Origin of the sequence: Streptomyces sp. NPDC029674 (assembly GCF_044903205.1) — a bacterium.
Taxonomy (GTDB): Bacteria; Actinomycetota; Actinomycetes; order Streptomycetales; family Streptomycetaceae; genus Streptomyces.
Genome location: NZ_JBJDPY010000007.1, coordinates 199033 through 215802, shown reverse-complemented (window position 1 = coordinate 215802; position 16770 = coordinate 199033). Strand labels below are relative to the sequence as shown.

15 protein-coding genes are annotated in these 16770 nt (G+C 71.3%); 11 read left to right on the top strand and 4 right to left on the bottom strand.

From position 1 onward, the window contains the following. The first annotated feature begins 31 nt into the window (after positions 1–31). The 5 genes from ACI2L3_RS18995 (at position 32) to ACI2L3_RS18975 (ending at position 3864) form a co-directional block, all read left to right on the top strand. The gene (locus tag ACI2L3_RS18995) at positions 32–1024 is read left to right on the top strand and encodes a carbohydrate ABC transporter permease (protein ID WP_404753495.1); all 993 of its coding nucleotides are present in this window, start codon (positions 32–34) and stop codon (positions 1022–1024) included. After that, entirely contained in the window at positions 1021–1854 is an 834-nt protein-coding gene (locus ACI2L3_RS18990) for a carbohydrate ABC transporter permease (protein WP_404753494.1), read from the top strand. Before ACI2L3_RS18995 ends, ACI2L3_RS18990 begins: the two co-directional genes overlap by 4 nt. 111 nt (positions 1855–1965) lie before the next feature. After that, positions 1966–2193, top strand: coding sequence for a hypothetical protein (locus ACI2L3_RS18985; protein ID WP_404753493.1), 228 nt, complete (start codon positions 1966–1968; stop codon positions 2191–2193). A gap of 22 nt (positions 2194–2215) precedes the next feature. Continuing rightward, positions 2216–3319: a hypothetical protein gene (locus tag ACI2L3_RS18980; RefSeq protein WP_404753492.1), complete on the top strand. Its 1104-nt coding sequence runs from the start codon at positions 2216–2218 to the stop codon at positions 3317–3319. 188 nt (positions 3320–3507) lie between these two features. After that, positions 3508–3864, top strand: coding sequence for a hypothetical protein (locus ACI2L3_RS18975; RefSeq protein ID WP_404753491.1), 357 nt, complete (start codon positions 3508–3510; stop codon positions 3862–3864). 22 nt (positions 3865–3886) lie between these two features. Here ACI2L3_RS18975 and ACI2L3_RS18970 read toward each other — a convergent pair whose 3' ends face one another. Next, positions 3887–4618: an SDR family NAD(P)-dependent oxidoreductase gene (locus ACI2L3_RS18970; RefSeq protein ID WP_404753490.1), complete on the bottom strand. Its 732-nt coding sequence runs from the start codon at positions 4616–4618 to the stop codon at positions 3887–3889. Positions 4619–4697: 79 nt separating this feature from the next. Here ACI2L3_RS18970 and ACI2L3_RS18965 point away from each other — a divergent pair, with 79 nt between their 5' ends. Further along, positions 4698–5459 (top strand): VWA domain-containing protein, encoded by a 762-nt coding sequence (locus ACI2L3_RS18965; RefSeq protein ID WP_404753489.1) that lies wholly within the window; start codon positions 4698–4700, stop codon positions 5457–5459. Here ACI2L3_RS18965 and ACI2L3_RS18960 read toward each other — a convergent pair. Then, complete coding sequence (locus ACI2L3_RS18960) at positions 5456–6388, bottom strand: tyrosine-protein phosphatase (protein ID WP_404753488.1); 933 nt, start codon at positions 6386–6388, stop codon at positions 5456–5458. The genes ACI2L3_RS18965 and ACI2L3_RS18960 overlap by 4 nt on opposite strands. A 323-nt stretch (positions 6389–6711) precedes the next feature. Here ACI2L3_RS18960 and ACI2L3_RS18955 point away from each other — a divergent pair, with 323 nt between their 5' ends. The 3 genes from ACI2L3_RS18955 (at position 6712) to ACI2L3_RS18945 (ending at position 9679) form a co-directional block, all read left to right on the top strand. Beyond that, positions 6712–6915: a cold-shock protein gene (locus ACI2L3_RS18955; protein ID WP_030362889.1), complete on the top strand. Its 204-nt coding sequence runs from the start codon at positions 6712–6714 to the stop codon at positions 6913–6915. A gap of 142 nt (positions 6916–7057) precedes the next feature. Continuing rightward, positions 7058–8704: a DEAD/DEAH box helicase gene (locus ACI2L3_RS18950; protein WP_404753487.1), complete on the top strand. Its 1647-nt coding sequence runs from the start codon at positions 7058–7060 to the stop codon at positions 8702–8704. Positions 8705–8776: 72 nt separating this feature from the next. After that, positions 8777–9679 carry a pentapeptide repeat-containing protein gene (locus ACI2L3_RS18945; RefSeq protein ID WP_404753486.1) on the top strand — a complete coding sequence of 301 codons (903 nt, stop codon included), beginning with the start codon at positions 8777–8779 and terminating at the stop codon, positions 9677–9679. A 21-nt stretch (positions 9680–9700) separates the two neighbouring features. Here the strand turns inward: ACI2L3_RS18945 and ACI2L3_RS18940 are convergent, their stop codons facing one another. After that, the gene (locus ACI2L3_RS18940; RefSeq protein WP_404753485.1) at positions 9701–10624 is read right to left on the bottom strand and encodes a hypothetical protein; all 924 of its coding nucleotides are present in this window, start codon (positions 10622–10624) and stop codon (positions 9701–9703) included. A 204-nt stretch (positions 10625–10828) separates the two neighbouring features. Here ACI2L3_RS18940 and ACI2L3_RS18935 point away from each other — a divergent pair, with 204 nt between their 5' ends. Both ACI2L3_RS18935 and ACI2L3_RS18930 read left to right on the top strand, forming a co-directional pair. Further along, on the top strand, positions 10829–11626 hold the full coding sequence (locus ACI2L3_RS18935) for a S1 family peptidase (RefSeq protein WP_404753484.1): 798 nt from the start codon (positions 10829–10831) through the stop codon (positions 11624–11626). A 195-nt stretch (positions 11627–11821) separates the two neighbouring features. Then, positions 11822–14926, top strand: coding sequence for an endo-alpha-N-acetylgalactosaminidase family protein (locus tag ACI2L3_RS18930; RefSeq protein WP_404753483.1), 3105 nt, complete (start codon positions 11822–11824; stop codon positions 14924–14926). A 25-nt stretch (positions 14927–14951) separates the two neighbouring features. On the opposite strand, the gene ACI2L3_RS18925 is transcribed toward ACI2L3_RS18930, so the two are convergent. Continuing rightward, positions 14952–16697, bottom strand: a complete 1746-nt coding sequence (locus tag ACI2L3_RS18925) for a beta-galactosidase family protein (protein ID WP_404753482.1) — start codon at positions 16695–16697, stop codon at positions 14952–14954. Between the last annotated feature and the right edge of the window lie 73 nt (positions 16698–16770).

Below are 16770 nucleotides of genomic sequence, written 5' to 3'. Positions count from 1 at the left end.
GAGGCGAGTTCGGCACTGTGAAGGACTTACCGTGAAAGACACGCTCGTCAGCGACGGGCCGAAGACCCCGGCCCGTCGCGCCCCCCGGCAGCCGGACGGCGCCGCCGAGGCGGCCCTCCGTCGCAAGAAACTGATCACCCTCACCCGGCCGTGGCTCCTCCTCGCGCCCTCCCTCGTGGTCCTCACCGGACTGCTGCTCTGGCCGCTGATCCAGGTCGGCAAGCTCTCGCTGCAGGACTACGAGGTCAAGTTCGGCGGCGGCACGGGGACGTTCACCGGCTTCGACCACTACACCGACCTGCTCACCAGCAGCCTGCTGTGGAAGACGGTCCTGCCCAACACCGTCTTCTTCGCCTTCGCCTGCGTCGGCCTCACCGTCGCGCTCGGCACCCTCGTGGCGCTGCTGCTCAACCGCCTCGGCGCCACCTGGCGGATGATCTGCTCGATCGCGATCCTCGCCGCCTGGGCCATGCCCGCGGTGACGGGCACGTACGTCTGGATCTGGCTCTTCCAGCCGCAGGACGGCATGGTCAGCCAGATCGCCGGATCGGTCGGCCTGATCGACCCGGAGACCACCAACTGGTTCACGGAGCGCGGCCCGTTCTACGCGATCGCCACGCTCAACGTCATCCACCACGGCTTCCCGTTCGTCGCCATCACCGTCCTCGCGGGACTCCTGACGATCCCCAAGGAGCTCTACGAAGCGGGGGAGCTGGACGGCGCCAACGCCTGGCAGCGGTTCTGGAACATCACCGTGCCGACCATCAAGCCCGTCTTCCTCGTGGTGACCATCCTCTCCACGATCTGGGACTTCAAGGTCTTCACCCAGGTCTATCTGCAACCCGGCGGCGACGGCTCCAACGAGGACGTCTACAACCTCGGCGTCTTCTCCTACATCCAGGCCTTCGCCAAGAACGACTACGGCATGGGCGCGGCGGCCGCGGTCCTGCTCACCGTGCTGCTCCTCGCCATCACCGTCGTCTACATCCGCACGCTGTTCCGGCAGGGGGACGAGGAACTGTGACAACCCGCCGCACCACGCTCGCCTCGCGCATCGGCCTGCCGGCCGCGGTCGTCGGGCTCCTCCTCTTCACGCTCTTCCCCGTCTACTGGATGATCTCCACGGCGCTCGACCCGAAGGCCGCCCTGCGCGGCTCGGACGTGCTGCCGAGCGGCATCAGCCTCGAACACTTCGAGTTCGTCTTCGACAAGGGCAACTTCGGTACGTACCTGCTGAACTCGGCGCTCGTCGGCCTCGCCACGATCGTCGCGGCCGCGCTGCTCTCGCTCTTCGCGGCCATCGCGGTGGCACGGTTCAAGTTCCGCTTCCGCACCTCCGTGCTGATCATGATCCTGATCGTGCAGATGGTGCCGCTGGAGGCCCTCGTCATCCCGCTCTTCATCCAGATGCGGGACTACGAGATGCTCAACTCGCTGCTCGGCCTGAGCATCGTCTACATCGCGCTCTCGCTGCCCTTCGCCATCTGGACGCTGCGCGGCTTCGTCGCCACCGTCCCCAAGGAGGTCGAGGAGGCCGCGTACATCGACGGGGCGTCCTGGCCGCGGATGTTCTGGTCGGTGCTGCTCCCGCTGGTCGCGCCGGGGCTCGTCGCCACCTCGATCTTCGCCTTCATCACGGCGTGGAACGAGTTCGTCTTCGCGTACACCTTCATGAAGGGCAGCGACAAGTACACGGCCGCCGTGGGCATCTACCAGTTCTTCGGTGAGAACTCCACGGCCTGGGGCCCGGTCATGGCCAGCTCCACGCTGGTCACCGTGCCGGTGATGATCTTCTTCGTGATCGTGCACCGCAAGCTCGGCTCGGGTCTGGCGGCCGGCGCGGTCAAGGGCTGAGGACCGCTTCCTCGCGTTCCTCACGAGAGTGGCGCCGCTATTGACTAAAAGTCAAAACGGCGCCACTCTCGGGTCCCGTACCCAGCCGGCACGCCCTCCCCGGGAGGCGAAGTGAGCACCGAGGCACGGCAGCAACGCGACCGGCTCGCCACCGAGCTGCGCGACGAACCACCGGAATCCTTCGGCCGGTTGCGGCCCGAACAGCTGGCCGAGCTCGCCGACGCGCTGGAGCGACAGCGCGAGAGCCGCGCCGCGGGACTGAACGAGGCCGCCGAGGACGCGCTGAAACTCGTGCCCGCCCTGGCCCGCGGCCCCGTCCGCCGCATCCTCTTCCGCTAGCCGGCCCGAGCGAGGAGTCAGCATGGACAAGCTCCGCGGCAGGGCCGAGACCCACAAGATCGCCCACCTGCTCGACGTCGGTCCCGACACGCTCACCTTCCTCCGGGACCTGCCCGTCGACGACGTACGCCGCTTCCGCGCCCAGACCGTCGCCGCCCTCTTCGACCGGGCACCCGACATGCTCGACCGGATCGCCGCCGCGACCCGGCTCGTGCCCACCGGAGTCGCCGCCGCCATCTCCCAGAAGGCGCTCGGCCCGCGCCTGGCCGCCGCCGTCGCCGGACGCCTCGAACCCGCGCGCGCCGCCGACATCATCGAGAAACTCCCGGTCTCCTTCACCGCCGAGTCCTGCGCGCACCTGGACCCGCGCCGGATCAAGGGCATCGTCGACCGGCTCGGCGAAGACCTCGTCGTACGCATCGCGGTCGCCCTCGCCGAGCGCGGCGACCACCTCACGATGGGCCGCTTCGTCGGCCACCTCTCCGACTCCGCGCTGCGCCGCATCCTGCCGCAGGTGGACGACGCCGCCGTCCTCAGGACGGGCTTCGCGATCGACGAGCCCGAACGGCTCGGTCACATCGTCGACCTGATGGGCGCGGACCGGCTCGCGTCGGTCATCGGCTCGGCGTCCGCCGGAGGACTCTGGCCCGAGGCGCTGGCCGTCGCCGGCATGGTGACCGGCGAGCAGCGGGGCCGCATCGCCTCCCTCGCCGCCGGACAGCCGCCTGACCGGCTCGACACGCTGGTCGCGACGGTGGCGGAACAGGACCTGTGGGAGTCCCTGCTGCCCCTGGTCGCGCTGCTGGGCGAGGCGGAGCGCCGCGCGGTCGCCGAACTGCCGTCCCTGCGCGGCCCGGACGTGCTCGCCGCCGTCGTGCGCGCGGTCGTCGCCACCGGCCTGTGGGCGGAGTTCCTGCCGCTCGTCGACGCGCTGCCCGCCGAGTCCCGCAAGACCGTCGCCGACACCGCGGGAGCACTGCCCGAGCCCGACCTGGACGCCCTCGCCCGCGAGGTCGACAAGCGGGACCTGTGGGAACTGGTCATGCCGCTCGTCGAGTTGATGGACGACGGGGCGAAGACGCGGATCTTCGCGCTGCCGGCGTTCCAGGAGCAGGCGGAGCGCTAGACCCGACGGGATACGCCCACACGGCGGGTGAAGAATCGATGCGGCAGCCCCGCGCGAGTGAGCCCGCGCATGCGCGGGGATCCGGCAGGGCAGGGCGCAGCCGGGCCCGTCGACTCCCGGACGGGTCCGCCAGCCCCCCCCAGCCGCCGGACATCCCTGCCCGGCGCGCCGCACGGAAACAGGACCACATGCGCCTTCGTCACACCCTCGCCGCCGCCTTCGGCGCGTTCACCCTCGTCGTCGCCCTGCCGGCCTCCGCGAGCGCCGCCACCGGCGAGTTCCACTACAAGTACGTGGGCCCCGACGGCATGACCCGGTCGGTCTCCCTCCACGACCCGCACAGCCCCGCCTGCGTCACGCTCCCGGAGGTCGCCGACCCGAAGGACTCCGAGCCCGCGTTCGCCGCGCACAACGACACCGACGCCTGGGCGCGGGTGTTCACCGACCCCAACTGCACCGGCGGCTCCTGGGCCCTGAAGCCGCACGGGAAGCCCGCCACGGACCGCCTCAAGCTGCGCTCGGTCTACCTCTCCGACCACCACTGATCCCTCGGGCGCCCCCCCGCGCTCACCCCGTCGTCGAGCCGCCGTCCACGGTGAACTCCGCTCCCGTGACGTACGACGACGCGTCCGACGCCAGGAACAGCACCAGCTCGCCGACCTCCTCCGGGCGGCCCATCCTGCCCAGCGGCAGATGCGACCAGTCCCGCCCGGCGGAGGCCGCGGAGATCATCGGGGTGTCGACAGCCCCCGGATGCACGGAGTTGACCCGCACCCGGTACTTCGCCAGATCCAGCGCCGCCGAGCGGGTCAGCCCCCGCAGCCCGAACTTCGTCGACCCGTACGCCGCGTGCCCCGGGATGCCGACCAGCCCCGCCGTCGACGACACGTTCACGACCGAGCCGCCGCCCGCCTCCTTCAGCGCGGGCAGCACCGCCTGGATGCCCAGGAAGGGCCCCAGCAGATTCACCCGCAGCAGGGCCTCGAAATTCTCGTACGTCTCGTCCTCCACGGACGCCGTCCGCCACAGCGCCGCGTTGTTCACCAGGACGTCGAGCCGCCCGAAGGCACCGAGAGCGCCCGCCACGGCCGCCGCCCAGCTCTCCGCGTCGCTCACGTCATGACGTACGAACAACCCCTGGCCCCCCAGCGAACGGGCGACCTCCCGGCCCTCCTCCTCCCGCACGTCCGTGACCACGACCCGCGCCCCGGCCGCCGCGAAGAGCCGTGCCTCGGCGGCGCCCTGCCCGCGCCCCGCCCCGGTGATGAGGACGACCCTGCCGTCCAGGCCGTGGTTCATGCCATCCTCCGTACGTCGGTACGTGCCGAATCGGCATGTGTCTAGCAGTCATATGTGCAAGGTGGAAGGCAGGCGGGACATGGGATCCGCGATCGATTTGCGCAAGGTGGAGGACTCGGCGCCGGCCCTGGTCAGCCTGTACAAGAGCGCCGGGGGCGCCCTGCGCAGACACGGCCTGGACGGGGTGCGGGCCGCCGTCTACCTGGTCGTGGACTACTCCGGTTCCATGCGGCCCTACTACAAGGACGGCAGCGTCCAGGCGCTCGCCGACCGCGTCCTCGGCCTCTCCGCGCACCTGGACGACGACGGGGTGGTGCCCACCGTCTTCTTCTCGACCGACGTCGACGCGGTGACGGACATCGCGCTGGACAACCACCGCGGGCGGGTCGACGAGATCGTCGCCGGGCTCGGGCACATGGGCAAGACCAGTTACCACCTGGCGATGGACGCCGTCATCGACCACTACGTAGACAGGGCCGACGGGGCCGAGAGCGCCGCGGACGGTTCGACGGCGCCCGCGCTCGTCGTCTTCCAGACCGACGGCGGTCCGATCAACAAGCTCGCCGCCGAGCGCTACCTGTGCAAGGCGGCGAAGCTTCCCTTGTTCTGGCAGTTCATCGGCTTCGGCGACCCGGCGAGCAAACAGTTCGACTACCTGCGCAAGCTCGACGAACTGGCCGTGCCCGCCAAGCGCCCGGTCGACAACGCGGGCTTCTTCCACGCGGGCGAGGACCCCTTGGCCGTGCCGGACGACGAGCTCTACGACCGGCTCGTGGGGGAGTTCCCCGCGTGGCTCGCGGCGGCGCGGGCCGGGGGGATCGTCGCCCCTGCGGGCGGCTAGCCGACCATGCGGTCGCGCAGCTGAAGGATCGTGCGTGCGTCCAGGCCGAGCCCCTTGGTCAGATAGCCCTGGAAGCCGCCGTACTGCTGGGTGGCCTCGTCGAGCGCCGTGTCGAGGTAGTCGGTGCGGACCTCCTGGAGCGGGATGATCAGGTCCGGGTTCTGCATCAGGCCCCCCTGTTTTAGCTGCTCGCGGAGGGTCGCGTCGTGCTCGGCCCGGTAGGTGTTGGAGGCCAGGTAGTCGCCGACGGCGGTCCGCTCGGGCACGCCGACCAGGCGCAGCAGGAGGTACGTCGTCCAGCCGGTGCGGTCCTTGCCCGCGGTGCAGTGGTAGAGCAGCGGCGAGCGGCTGCCGGCGATGTCGCGCAGGGTCGCCGCGAACTGGGCGCGGTTGGCGGAGTCGGTGACGAAGGTGCGGTAGACGCCGCGCATGAACGCGGCCGCCTTTCCGTTGCCCAGCATCTCCTCCTGCCGGGCCGGGTCCCTGGAGCCGATCGCGGTGATGAGCTGGGTGAACAGGCCGTTGTCGGTGATCGGCCTGGCGGTGGGGGAGAGCCCGGCGGGCAGCCGGTCGGGGCCGTCGTACCGCACTTCGGCGGGCACCCGGAAGTCGATGACCTTCTTCAGGCCGAGTCCGGCGACCCTGCCGAGGTCGGCGTCGGTGAGGTCGCTGAGAGCGTCGGCACGGAAGACCCGGCCGTGCCGGACCCGCTCCCCGTCGTAGGTCCGGTATCCGCCGACGTCCCGTACGTTGACCGCGCCCTGGAGCGGGATGTGACGGACGGTGTCGGAGACGTGACGGGGTGCGGTGGCGGCCGCGGGCGCCGTGGGCGCGACCGGTTCGGCGGGGGCCGCCCACGCGGGCAGCGTGCCCAGGGCGAGAGCGGAGATCGCCAGTCCGGTCGCGGTACGGGTACGAGAGATGCGCATCGGTCCGCCTTCCCACCGGCAGGGTGCCGGTCGCTCTTCGGCCCAACCAAGCGATTGTTCGGCAGAAGGTAGCGAGGGGCCCTCCAAGGGGGAAGGGGCATGCGCGACGTACGTCTCACGGGGCCGGGAACAACGGGTCCCACGGGCGTGTTAAAGTTATGTGTTGCAGTTTTGGTACCCATGAACTTTGTGTGCGCCTGACGGGAATGCTCCGAGGGCGCACAATTGTTTTTTTCCGGTTCTCTCCGGATGGGGGTCATTGCAGCGCTGGAGAATCGCAATACCGCGGCTCCCCATTCACTGCCCCTGTTGAGGAGATTGACATGGCAACCGGCACCGTTAAGTGGTTCAACTCGGAAAAGGGCTTCGGCTTCATCGAGCAGGACGGCGGCGGCCCCGACGTCTTCGCCCACTACTCGAACATCGCGTCCTCTGGCTTCCGTGAGCTCCTCGAGGGCCAGAAGGTCTCCTTCGAGGTGACCCAGGGCCAGAAGGGCCTGCAGGCCGAGAACATCGTTCCTGCCTGATCGTCGCAGCGCGCGAACCTCACAGCCGAGGCCCGCACCGGAAGGTGCGGGCCTCGGCTTGCGCTGTCATCGGGCCCGACCGGGCCCAGAGCCGCACCGGCTCAGAGGTCCGGAAGTCCAGCGACCAGGAAGGCACCACTGAATGAACCGCCCCGAACGCCCGGCACGCCCCGCCCGTAAGCGTCCCACCAACGCAGCAGGAAAGGGCAGGCCGAACGGCCAGGCGAAGGGCTCCGCGCATTCCTCGCACGCCGCGAAGAAGCCCGGGAGCCGTAAGCCGAGGCCCGTCCAGGGCGGCGAGTTCGCGCTGCCCGAGAGCATCACGCCCGCGCTGCCGGCCGTCGAGAGCTTCGGCGACCTCGACATGCCCGAGGCCCTCCTGAAGACGCTGGCCGCCCAGGGCGTCACGGAGCCCTTCCCGATCCAGGCGGCCACCCTCCCCAACTCCCTCGCCGGGCGCGACATCCTCGGCCGCGGACGCACCGGCTCCGGCAAGACCCTCGCCTTCGGCCTCGCCCTGCTGGCCCGCACGGCCGGCCGGCGCGCCGAGTCGAAGTCGCCGCTCGCCATGGTCCTGGTCCCCACCCGCGAGCTGGCCCAGCAGGTGACGGACGCCCTCACGCCGTACGCGACGTCGGTCAACCTCCGCATGGCCACGGTCGTCGGCGGCATGTCCATCAGCCGCCAGTCCGGCACGCTGCGCCGCGGCGCCGAGGTCCTCGTGGCCACCCCCGGCCGCCTCAAGGACCTGATCGAGCGCGGCGACTGCGACCTGTCGCAGGTGCGCACGACGGTCCTCGACGAGGCCGACCAGATGGCCGACATGGGCTTCATGCCGCAGGTCACGGCGCTGCTCAAGCAGGTCGCGCAGGGCGGCCAGACGATGCTCTTCTCGGCGACGCTCGACAAGAACATCGACCGGCTCGTACGCATGTTCCTCACGGACCCCGTCGTGCACTCCGTCGACCCGTCGGCGGGCGCCGTGACGACGATGGAGCACCACGTCCTGTACGTCGCCGACGAGACGGACAAGAAGGCCGTGGCCATGCGCATCGCCGCCCGCGAGGGCCGCGTGATCATGTTCCTGGACACCAAGCGGGCCGTGGACCGCTTCACCAAGCGGCTGCTCGCCAACGGCGTGCGCGCCTCCGGACTGCACGGCGGCCGTTCCCAGCCGCAGCGCAACCGGACGCTCGACCAGTTCAAGAACGGCCAGGTCACCGCGTTGATCGCGACGAACGTCGCGGCCCGCGGCATCCACGTCGACGACCTCGACCTCGTCGTGAACATCGACCCGCCCGCCGACCACAAGGACTACCTCCACCGCGGCGGCCGCACCGCGCGTGCGGGCGAGTCCGGCAGCGTCGTCACCCTCGTCCTCCCCGACGAGAAGCGCGACATGACGCGCCTCATGACCGACGCGGAGATCCGCCCGAACACGGCGCGCGTCTCGTCCTCCGACGAGGAGCTGACGCGGATCACCGGTGCGCGGGAGCCGTCGGGTGTGCCGGTCGTCATCGAGACGCCGCAGCCGCAGCAGCAGCAGCCCAAGACGCCCTCGCAGCGGCGCCGCCGTCCGCGCGGCGCCTCCGGTGCGGGCACCGGCGCGCAGGCGCAGGGCGGCGGACAGGGGCAGCGGCGCGCGCCCCGCCAGGGGCAGGGCGGCCAGGGCGGCCAGGGCGGTCAGGCCAGGAGCGGGTCCGGCGCCGGTGGCGCCGCCGCCGGGGGCCGGGCCCGTCGCAGCCGCCCCAGTGGTGGAGAGCAGGGGGGCCGCCGCTCCGCGGCGTGACGCCACCCGGAGACTCGTACCACCAGCACCGTCAGTGCCGTCAGCACCACCCCGGCCCAAGGAGCCCGCTCGATGTCCTCGGAGCGCGACCCCGTCGCTCTGCCTCTGCTCGAAGACGACCGCGCCGCGCTGCGCGCCGACTGCGGCAGTTGTTTCGGGCTGTGCTGTGTGGCGCTCACCTTCTCCGCGTCCTCGGACTTCCCCGTGAACAAGGACGCGGGGAAGCCGTGCACCAACCTCCAGGAGGACTTCCGCTGCGGCATCCACCGCGACCTCCGGGACAAGGGCTACCGGGGCTGCACGGTGTACGACTGCTTCGGCGCGGGGCAGCGCGTCTCCCAGGGCACCTTCGAGGGCCGCGACTGGCGTCGGGATCCGGCCACCGCGCGTCGGATGTTCGCGGTCTTCCCGGTGATGCGGCAGCTCCACGAGCTGCTCTGGTACCTGACGGAGGCGCTGTCCTTCCCGCAGACCCGGCCGATCGCCGCCGACCTGGAGCGCGCCCTCGCCGAGACGGAGCGGCTGGCCCTGGGCGGCCCGGACGCCGTGGCCGGGACCGACGTGGCGGCCCACCGCCAGCAGGTCAACCTGCTTCTGCTGCGCACCAGCGAACTCGTCCGCGCCGAGCACCTCGGCCAGGAGAGCGGCAAGGGGAAGAGCAAGGGCGGTAAGCGGGGCAAGGGCGGCGCGAAGAAGGACCGCCGCGGAGCCGACCTCATCGGGGCGCGGCTCAGGGGCGCCGACCTCAAGGGCGCCGACCTGCGCGGCTCGTACCTCATCGGCGCCGACCTGCGCGACGCGGACCTGCGGGCGGCCGACCTGATCGGCGCCGACTTCCGCGACGCGGACCTGCGCGGCGCCGACCTGACCGGCGCGCTCTTCCTCACCCAGTCGCAGGTGAACGCCGCCAGGGGCGACGACCGCACCAAGCTGCCGGACTCCCTGAACCGCCCCGGGCACTGGTCGCAGGCCTGACCGGACGGCGGCCGCGGTCCGCTACGTATCGCACTCCGACACCGTCCCGCACAGCGTGCACCGCACCCGCACGCGCCCCCGCGCCGGCACCCGGATCCGCTGGTGGCAGGTGGGGCACGGGAACGTCACCCGAAGCGTCCCGGCGGCCAGGGAGAACGAGTAGGCCCCGCCCGTCCCACCCGCCTCGGCCGCGCCCCGGTGGTCCTGCGCGTACCGCCGGTCCTTCGCGTACCGGCGCCGCCCCGCCCACCCCGCGGCCGTCAGCGGCGGCTGCTGCTCGTCCCGGCGGGCCTGCGCGAGCCCCTTCGTGTACGCCGTGTACGCCTGCGCGCTGGTGAACCACGTCTCCGGAGCCTCACCGAACGCCAACGCCCGCTTGGCCAGGACGTATCCGAATTCCTCCGGTGTGAGGTAGCCGAGCTTCTGCGAGGAGGCGCCGTCCTCGCGGTAGGCGTCGAGCAGCAGCCAGCCCGCGCCGAGGTAGGCGGTGGCGGTGTCGGTCAGGATCTCGTTGTCGCGGGTGCCTGGGAACGACAGGTCGAGCCGGTGCAGATACACGTGCATGACCTCGTGGGCGAGGGCCGCGCCGATGTCCTTGCGATGGGTGCGGAAGCGGTCGTTCAGCTCGATGAAGTACTCGGGGCCCGCGGCGAGTTCGACGTACGCGGCGTGCTCCATCCCGCGGAAGCTGACGATCACCCGCGCGTCGGGGAGGCGCAGGTGGCGCACCATCTCGCGGGCCACCCGCTGCACGCCGAGGTACAGGTCTTCCTCGTCGCCGAAGGCCACGTCGGCGGGGGCGACGCTGGTCTCGAAGGCGCGCACGGTGTCGTACGAGAGGCGTTTGTAGAGCGCGGTGATGGCGGCGCGCACGGTCTCCAAGTGGGGGTAGCCGTGCACGACTGGACCGCCGCCGACCGTCACGTCCACACCTCCTGACGCCACCCACCGGACCCCTCAACTCCCGCCCACTGTACGGGGATCGGCGCCCCGGAGGCGGTCCGTGAGACACGCCGTGGCCGGAAACCGCCCCTTGTCCTGAGCGGACACCGATCTCCATAATCCGGGACAACGCTTTGGCGGGCTCATGCCAGCCATGCGTGAATCCCCCCACATCCCCCCACGAACCCCCCCACGAAGGAGTGTCAGTTGAAGACCAAGCTGCGTGGAGTGAAGAGAGCCGCCACCCTCGGCGCGATCGCTCTGGCCGCCGTCAGCCTTCAGCCCCTGGCCGCTCAGGCGGCTCCCGACCCGGGCCCCCGGCCGGGTGAGCGCGTCGTCGGCGGCACCCCCGCCGAGCAGGGCGAGTTCCCGTTCATGGTCCGTCTCTCGATGGGCTGCGGCGGCGCGCTGTACGCCAAGGACATCGTGCTGACCGCCGCCCACTGCGTGGACGGTTCCGGCGACAACACCGGCATCACCGCCACCGCCGGCGTCGTGGACCTGGAGAGCCCCGACGCGGTCAAGGTGAAGTCCACCAAGGTCCTCCAGGCCCCCGGCTACAACGGCAAGGGCAAGGACTGGGCGCTCATCAAGCTCGAGAAGCCGATCGACCAGCCCACGCTGAAGATCGCCAAGGACACCAAATACAACGAGGGCGAGTTCGACATCGCCGGCTGGGGCGCCGACAAGGAAGGCGGCGACCAGCAGCGGTACCTCCTCAAGGCGAAGGTGCCGTTCGTCAGCGACGCCGACTGCGAGGCCGCGTACGGCGCCGACCTCACACCCGGCGAGGAGCTCTGCGCCGGCAAGCTCAATGTGGGCGGCACGGACACCTGTCAGGGTGACTCCGGCGGCCCCATGTTCCGCAAGGACGAGGCGGGCGAGTACGTCCAGGTCGGCATCGTCAGCTGGGGCAACGGCTGCGCGCAGCCGAAGTACCCCGGTGTCTACACCGAGGTGTCGACCTTCGCGGGAGACATAGAGAAGGCGGCGTCGGAGCTCTGAGGACAGAGCTGACGCCGTGACGTCCGGCGGGGTGCCTGCGGTCGCGGGCACCCCGCTTCGGCATGCGGGCACCCCGCTTCGGCACGGGGGCACGGCGGTTAGTCCAACACCTGCCCCTCCTTTGTCCATGGGCGCGTTCGTCCCGCCCGGCGCATGGTGAGCGGCACGAATTCCGTCCAAGGCGAGGGGTGCCGCATGCTGCCGTCAGAGACGTCCGGGCCGAGCCGCAGAGCAGTGGTCGCGACGGGCGCGATCGCCGGGTTGGGGGTCGCTGTGGGGGCGGGCGGCAACGCTTTCGCCAAGGGCGCCCCGGCCGGGCCCCTCGCCGACGAGGTGGTCCTGCGCTCCGCCGACCTGGACGTGCGCGTCGCCACCGCCTTCCCGCGCGTCGTCTCGTACACCGACCGCGGGAGCGGCGCCGTGCTGCACGGCCGCGCGGACGCCGTCACCACCGTCCTGATCGACGAGAAGGAGCACACTCCGGAGGTCACCGTCACGATGGGCCGGACGCGCGCCGCGTATGTGCTCGCCTTCGAGGGAGGCACCCGGATCGACGTCGAGATCTCCGTCGAGGGCCGGCAGGTCCACTGGCGCGTCACGAGGATCGCGGACACCGACGCGCTGCGGGTCGGCACCCTGCGCGTCCCCGGGCTCGCCCTCCTCTCCGTACGCAGCGACCAGCCCGGCGCCGCCCTCCTCGCCGCCAGGGTGCAGCTCGACAAGGCCAAGAGCGGCGACACCCTCGTCCGGCCCGCCGCCGACACCCCCGCCGAGCGGCCCACCGGCTGCGCCTACGCCGTCGTCGCGCACGACGGACTCGGCGGCGCCGTCGAGACGAACACCGTCTACGACAAGCCCACCTCCGAGGCAGGCACCACCTGGGACAACGGCCGCCTGTGGCGCGAGACAGTGAGAACAGGCGACTACGTAGAGGCCCGGTTGACGCCGGGACAGTGGACCCACCGCGCCGCGACCGCACCCGTCGACGCCACCGAACCCCTCCCGTACGCCACCGTCGTCATCACCGGCGACCGCAACGGCGACGGCAAGGTCGACTGGCAGGACGCCGCGATCGCCTTCCGCGACATCATGGTGAACCCGCTCGGCGCCGACGAGCAGCATCTGCGGGTCGTCCCGCACATCCCGTTCAACTTCGCCTCGCAGGCCACCAACCCGTTCCTCGCCACGCTCGACGACGTCAAGCGGATCCACCTGGCGACTGACGGGCTGCGCCAGTACACGCTCCTCAAGGGCTACCAGTCCGAGGGCCACGACTCCGCCCACCCCGACTACGCGGACAACTACAACACGCGCGCGGGCGGCCTCGACGACCTCAACACCCTGGTCCACGAGGGCAAGAAGTGGAACAGCGACTTCAGCGTGCACGTCAACGCCACCGAGTCCTACCCCGTCGCGCACGCCTTCTCCGAGAAGCTCGTCGACAAGAGCAACGAGCAGTGGGACTGGCTCGACCAGAGCTACCGCATCGACCAGCGCCGCGACCTGGTCTCCGGCGACATCGTCAAGCGCTTCGCCGATCTGCGCGCCCAGACCGACACCGGCCTGCACGCCCTCTACATCGACGTGTTCCGCGAATCCGGCTGGACCTCCGACCGCCTCCAGCGCGCCCTGCGCCAACAGGGCTGGACGGTCACCACGGAGTGGGGCCACGGCTTCGAACGGTCGGCCGTCTGGTCGCACTGGGCCACCGAACCCGACTACGGCGGCGACACCTCGCGCGGCATCAACTCCCGCCTCATCCGCTTCATCCGCAACCACCAGAAGGACGTCTTCGCCGACAAGTGGCCCACCCTTCTCGGCATCGCCCGCATGGGCAACTTCGAGGGCTGGGTCGGCAAGACCGACTGGCACGCCTTCTACGACCTCATCTGGACCCACTCCCTGCCCGCGAAGTACCTCCAGGCGTACCCCATCAAGAGCTGGGGCGAGCACGAGATCGCCTTCTTCGGAGACGGCAGGTCCGGAGCGACGACGGTCTCCGACTCCTCCGGCGGGCGACGCATCACCACCGACGGAAACGTCGTCTACGAAGACGGCCGCTACCTCCTGCCCTGGGAGCCCCGCAAGGCACACGATCCCGCCAAGCTGTACCACTACAACCCGGCTGGCGGCAGCAGCAGTTGGCGGCTCCCGCGCGCCTGGGCACGCCGCTCCAGAGTGGCGCTCTACCGGCTCACCGACCAGGGGAGGGTCTTCGAGTCGTACGTCTCCGTAGCGGGCGGAAAAGTCACGCTCAAGGCGGAGCCGAAGCAGCCCTACGTCCTCTACCGCGAGCGCGCCGCGGCCCTGCCCGACCCGAAGTGGGGCCAGGGCACCCCGCTGCACGACCCGGGCTTCCACTCCGGCTCCCTCAAGGGCTGGAAGGTCAGCGGCCCCGCCGCCGTGAAGCTCAGCGCGCTCGGCGACCACGAACTGGTCATCGGCGCGGGCGGCGCCGCGTCCGTGGGCCAACGCCTCGCCCGCCTGAAAGCCGGCACGTACGTCGCCTCCGTACAGGTCGAGGTCGGCGAGAAGCCGGGGGAGCGGCGCAAGGCATCCCTGGAGGTGCGCACCGCCGACGGCATCACCGCCGCCAACTTCACCGAGACGTCCACCGCGGTTAACTACGTGGCCGCCGACCGCAAGCACGGCAGCCGGTTCCAGCGCATGTTCACGTACTTCACCGTCCCCGAGGGCGGGGGCACGGCCGAACTGACCCTGCGAGCCGCGGCGGGTGACGCGCGCGTGCGCTTCGACAACGTACGCGTCGTCGCGACCCGCCGCCCCACCAAGCAGCCCCGCGCCACCCTCGTCCACGAGGACTTCGAACACGTCCCCCAGGGCTGGGGCCCCTTCGTGAAGGGCGACGCGGGCGGCGCCACCGACCCGCGCACCCATATCGCCCAGCGCCACGCCCCGTACACCCAGCGCGGCTGGAACGGCAAGACGATCGACGACGTCATCGACGGCACGAACTCCCTCAAGTCCCGAGGCGAGAACAAGGGCCTCGTCTACCGCACGGTCCCGCACACCGTCCGCTTCACCCCCGGCAAGCGCTACCGCGTCTCCTTCCGCCACGAGAACGAGAAGGCGGACCAGTACGCCTGGATCACCGCGGTCGACACCCCCGCGCCCCACGAACTCGACCGCAAGAACCTGCCGACCGCCACCGAACCGACCACGTTCACGTACGAGTTCACCGCCCCCGCGGAGGGCGAGGCCTGGGTCGGCCTGCGCAAGACCGGCGACGACGGGAAGGCGGAGTTCGTCCTCGACGCGTTCGAGGTCCGCGAGGTCTGAGAGGCACGGGAGGCCTGGGAGGGGGTCACACCAGCCCGACCCGCTCCCCGCCCTCCTCCAGCTCCAGCACCCACACCTCGTTAGCCCCCGCCCGCAGCACCGGCCCCGGCACATACAGCGACGTCTGCGGGCCCGCCGACCAGTAGCGGCCCAGGTTGAAGCCGTTCAGCCACGCGAAGCCGCGCGTCCAGCCGGGGAGGTCCAGGAAGGCGTCACCGGGGGTCCCGATCTCGATGACGCCCCGGTACAGGCCGGGGCGGCCGTTCCCGGCGCCGGTCGCGGGGAGCTCCCGTACCGCCGACAGCACGTCGAACGCGTCCAGGCGCAGGGCGCGGGCCCGCACCCCGTGCAGGTACTGCCGCTCGTGCAGGATGCCGCCGGTGATGCCCTTGGGCTCGCCCGTGCGGGGGCCGTAGTTGACCCGGCCCAGGGACTCCACCCACAGCTCCACGCGCGCGTGCCCGGCGACCGGGGCGGGCAGGGTCGGGGTGTCCTCCGTGAGGACGCCCGCCCGGTCGCCGTCGACGTACGCCACCGCCCGGTCACGCAGGCCGCGCACGGTCAGCGGGTACGGCTCGCGCGGGCCCGGCACCGTCACCGCGTAGCGGACCAGGCCGCGGTCCACGTCCAGGTCCTCGAAGGTGGGAGGGACCGGGTGCTCCGACTCCGGGGTGCCCAGGACGTCCAGGACCGCGTCCAGGGAGGACCAGGTGGGGAGCGCCGCCGACGCGGGCTCGGCCAGCGACGGCAGGGGCGGGGGCGGCTGCGGCGGGGGAGTGGAGGCGTACTCGGCGAGGACCTTTCGGAACGCCCAGAACTTCGGTGTGGCGCGGCCGGACTCGTCGACGGGCGCGTCGTAGTCGTACGAGGTGACGTCCGGCTGGAGCTCGCCGTCGTGCAGCGGGCCGCCGCCCCGGTTGGCGCCCGCCCAGCCCGCGAAGTTCGTGCCGCCGTGTGCCATGTACAGGTTCACCGAAGCCCCGCACTCCAGGATCTCGCGCAGCGCCGCCGCCGCGTCGTCGGCGTCCCGTACGACGTGCTCCGCGCCCCAGTGGTCGAACCAGCCGCACCAGAACTCCATGCACATCAGCGGCCCCCCGGGGCGGTGCTCGCGGAGCTTCTCGAAGGCGCCGCGCGCCCCCGACCCGAAGTTGGCCGTCGCCAGGACACCCGGGATCGAGCCGCCGGTCAGCATGTGGTCCTCGGGGCCGTCCGAGGTGAACAGGGGCACGGTCACGCCCTCGGCGCGGAGCAGGTCCGCCAGGTGGCGCAGGTACACCTGGTCCGAGCCGTAGCTGCCGTACTCGTTCTCGACCTGCACCATGATCACGGGGCCGCCGCGGCTCTCCTGGCGCGCCACGACCTGCGGCAGCAGCCGGTGGAACCAGCGGTTCACATGCCCGAGATACTCCTCGTCCCTGGTTCGTGCGCGGGCCCCGACCGCCCCCGTCAGCCAGTGCGGCAGCCCGCCGTTCTCCCACTCCGCGCAGATGTAGGGGCCCGGCCGGACGATCGCCCACAGGCCCGCCTCGTGCGCCGCGTCCAGGAACCGGCCCACGGCCTCCACGTCGCGGTACGTGCCGGGGCGCGGCTCGTGCAGGTTCCACGGGACGTACGTCTCCACGCAGTTGAGGCCCATCGCCCGCAGCATCGCCAGGCGGTGGCCCCACTGCGCCTCGTGCACCCGGAAGTAGTGCAGCGCTCCGGAGAGCAGCCGCACCGGCCGCCCGTCCAGCTCGAAATCGTCCTCGCCGACCCTGAACCCGTCCATCGTGTCCTCTCGCTCACACACCGCTCGCCCACGATCACCTCTGGCGGGGGGCGGGGTCCATGGACAAAGATCG

What these genes read in the sequence shown, in the direction of transcription:
- ACI2L3_RS18965 (WP_404753489.1), top strand. Translation starts at nt 4,698, where the DNA reads ATGGGATCCGCGATCGATTTGCGCAAGGTGGAGGACTCGGCGCCGGCC.
- ACI2L3_RS18980 (WP_404753492.1), top strand. Translation starts at nt 2,216, where the DNA reads ATGGACAAGCTCCGCGGCAGGGCCGAGACCCACAAGATCGCCCACCTG.
- ACI2L3_RS18950 (WP_404753487.1), top strand. Translation starts at nt 7,058, where the DNA reads ATGAACCGCCCCGAACGCCCGGCACGCCCCGCCCGTAAGCGTCCCACC.
- ACI2L3_RS18960 (WP_404753488.1), bottom strand. Translation starts at nt 6,388, where the DNA reads ATGCGCATCTCTCGTACCCGTACCGCGACCGGACTGGCGATCTCCGCT.
- ACI2L3_RS18930 (WP_404753483.1), top strand. Translation starts at nt 11,822, where the DNA reads ATGCTGCCGTCAGAGACGTCCGGGCCGAGCCGCAGAGCAGTGGTCGCG.
- ACI2L3_RS18925 (WP_404753482.1), bottom strand. Translation starts at nt 16,697, where the DNA reads ATGGACGGGTTCAGGGTCGGCGAGGACGATTTCGAGCTGGACGGGCGG.
- ACI2L3_RS18975 (WP_404753491.1), top strand. Translation starts at nt 3,508, where the DNA reads ATGCGCCTTCGTCACACCCTCGCCGCCGCCTTCGGCGCGTTCACCCTC.
- ACI2L3_RS18955 (WP_030362889.1), top strand. Translation starts at nt 6,712, where the DNA reads ATGGCAACCGGCACCGTTAAGTGGTTCAACTCGGAAAAGGGCTTCGGC.
- ACI2L3_RS18945 (WP_404753486.1), top strand. Translation starts at nt 8,777, where the DNA reads ATGTCCTCGGAGCGCGACCCCGTCGCTCTGCCTCTGCTCGAAGACGAC.
- ACI2L3_RS18970 (WP_404753490.1), bottom strand. Translation starts at nt 4,618, where the DNA reads ATGAACCACGGCCTGGACGGCAGGGTCGTCCTCATCACCGGGGCGGGG.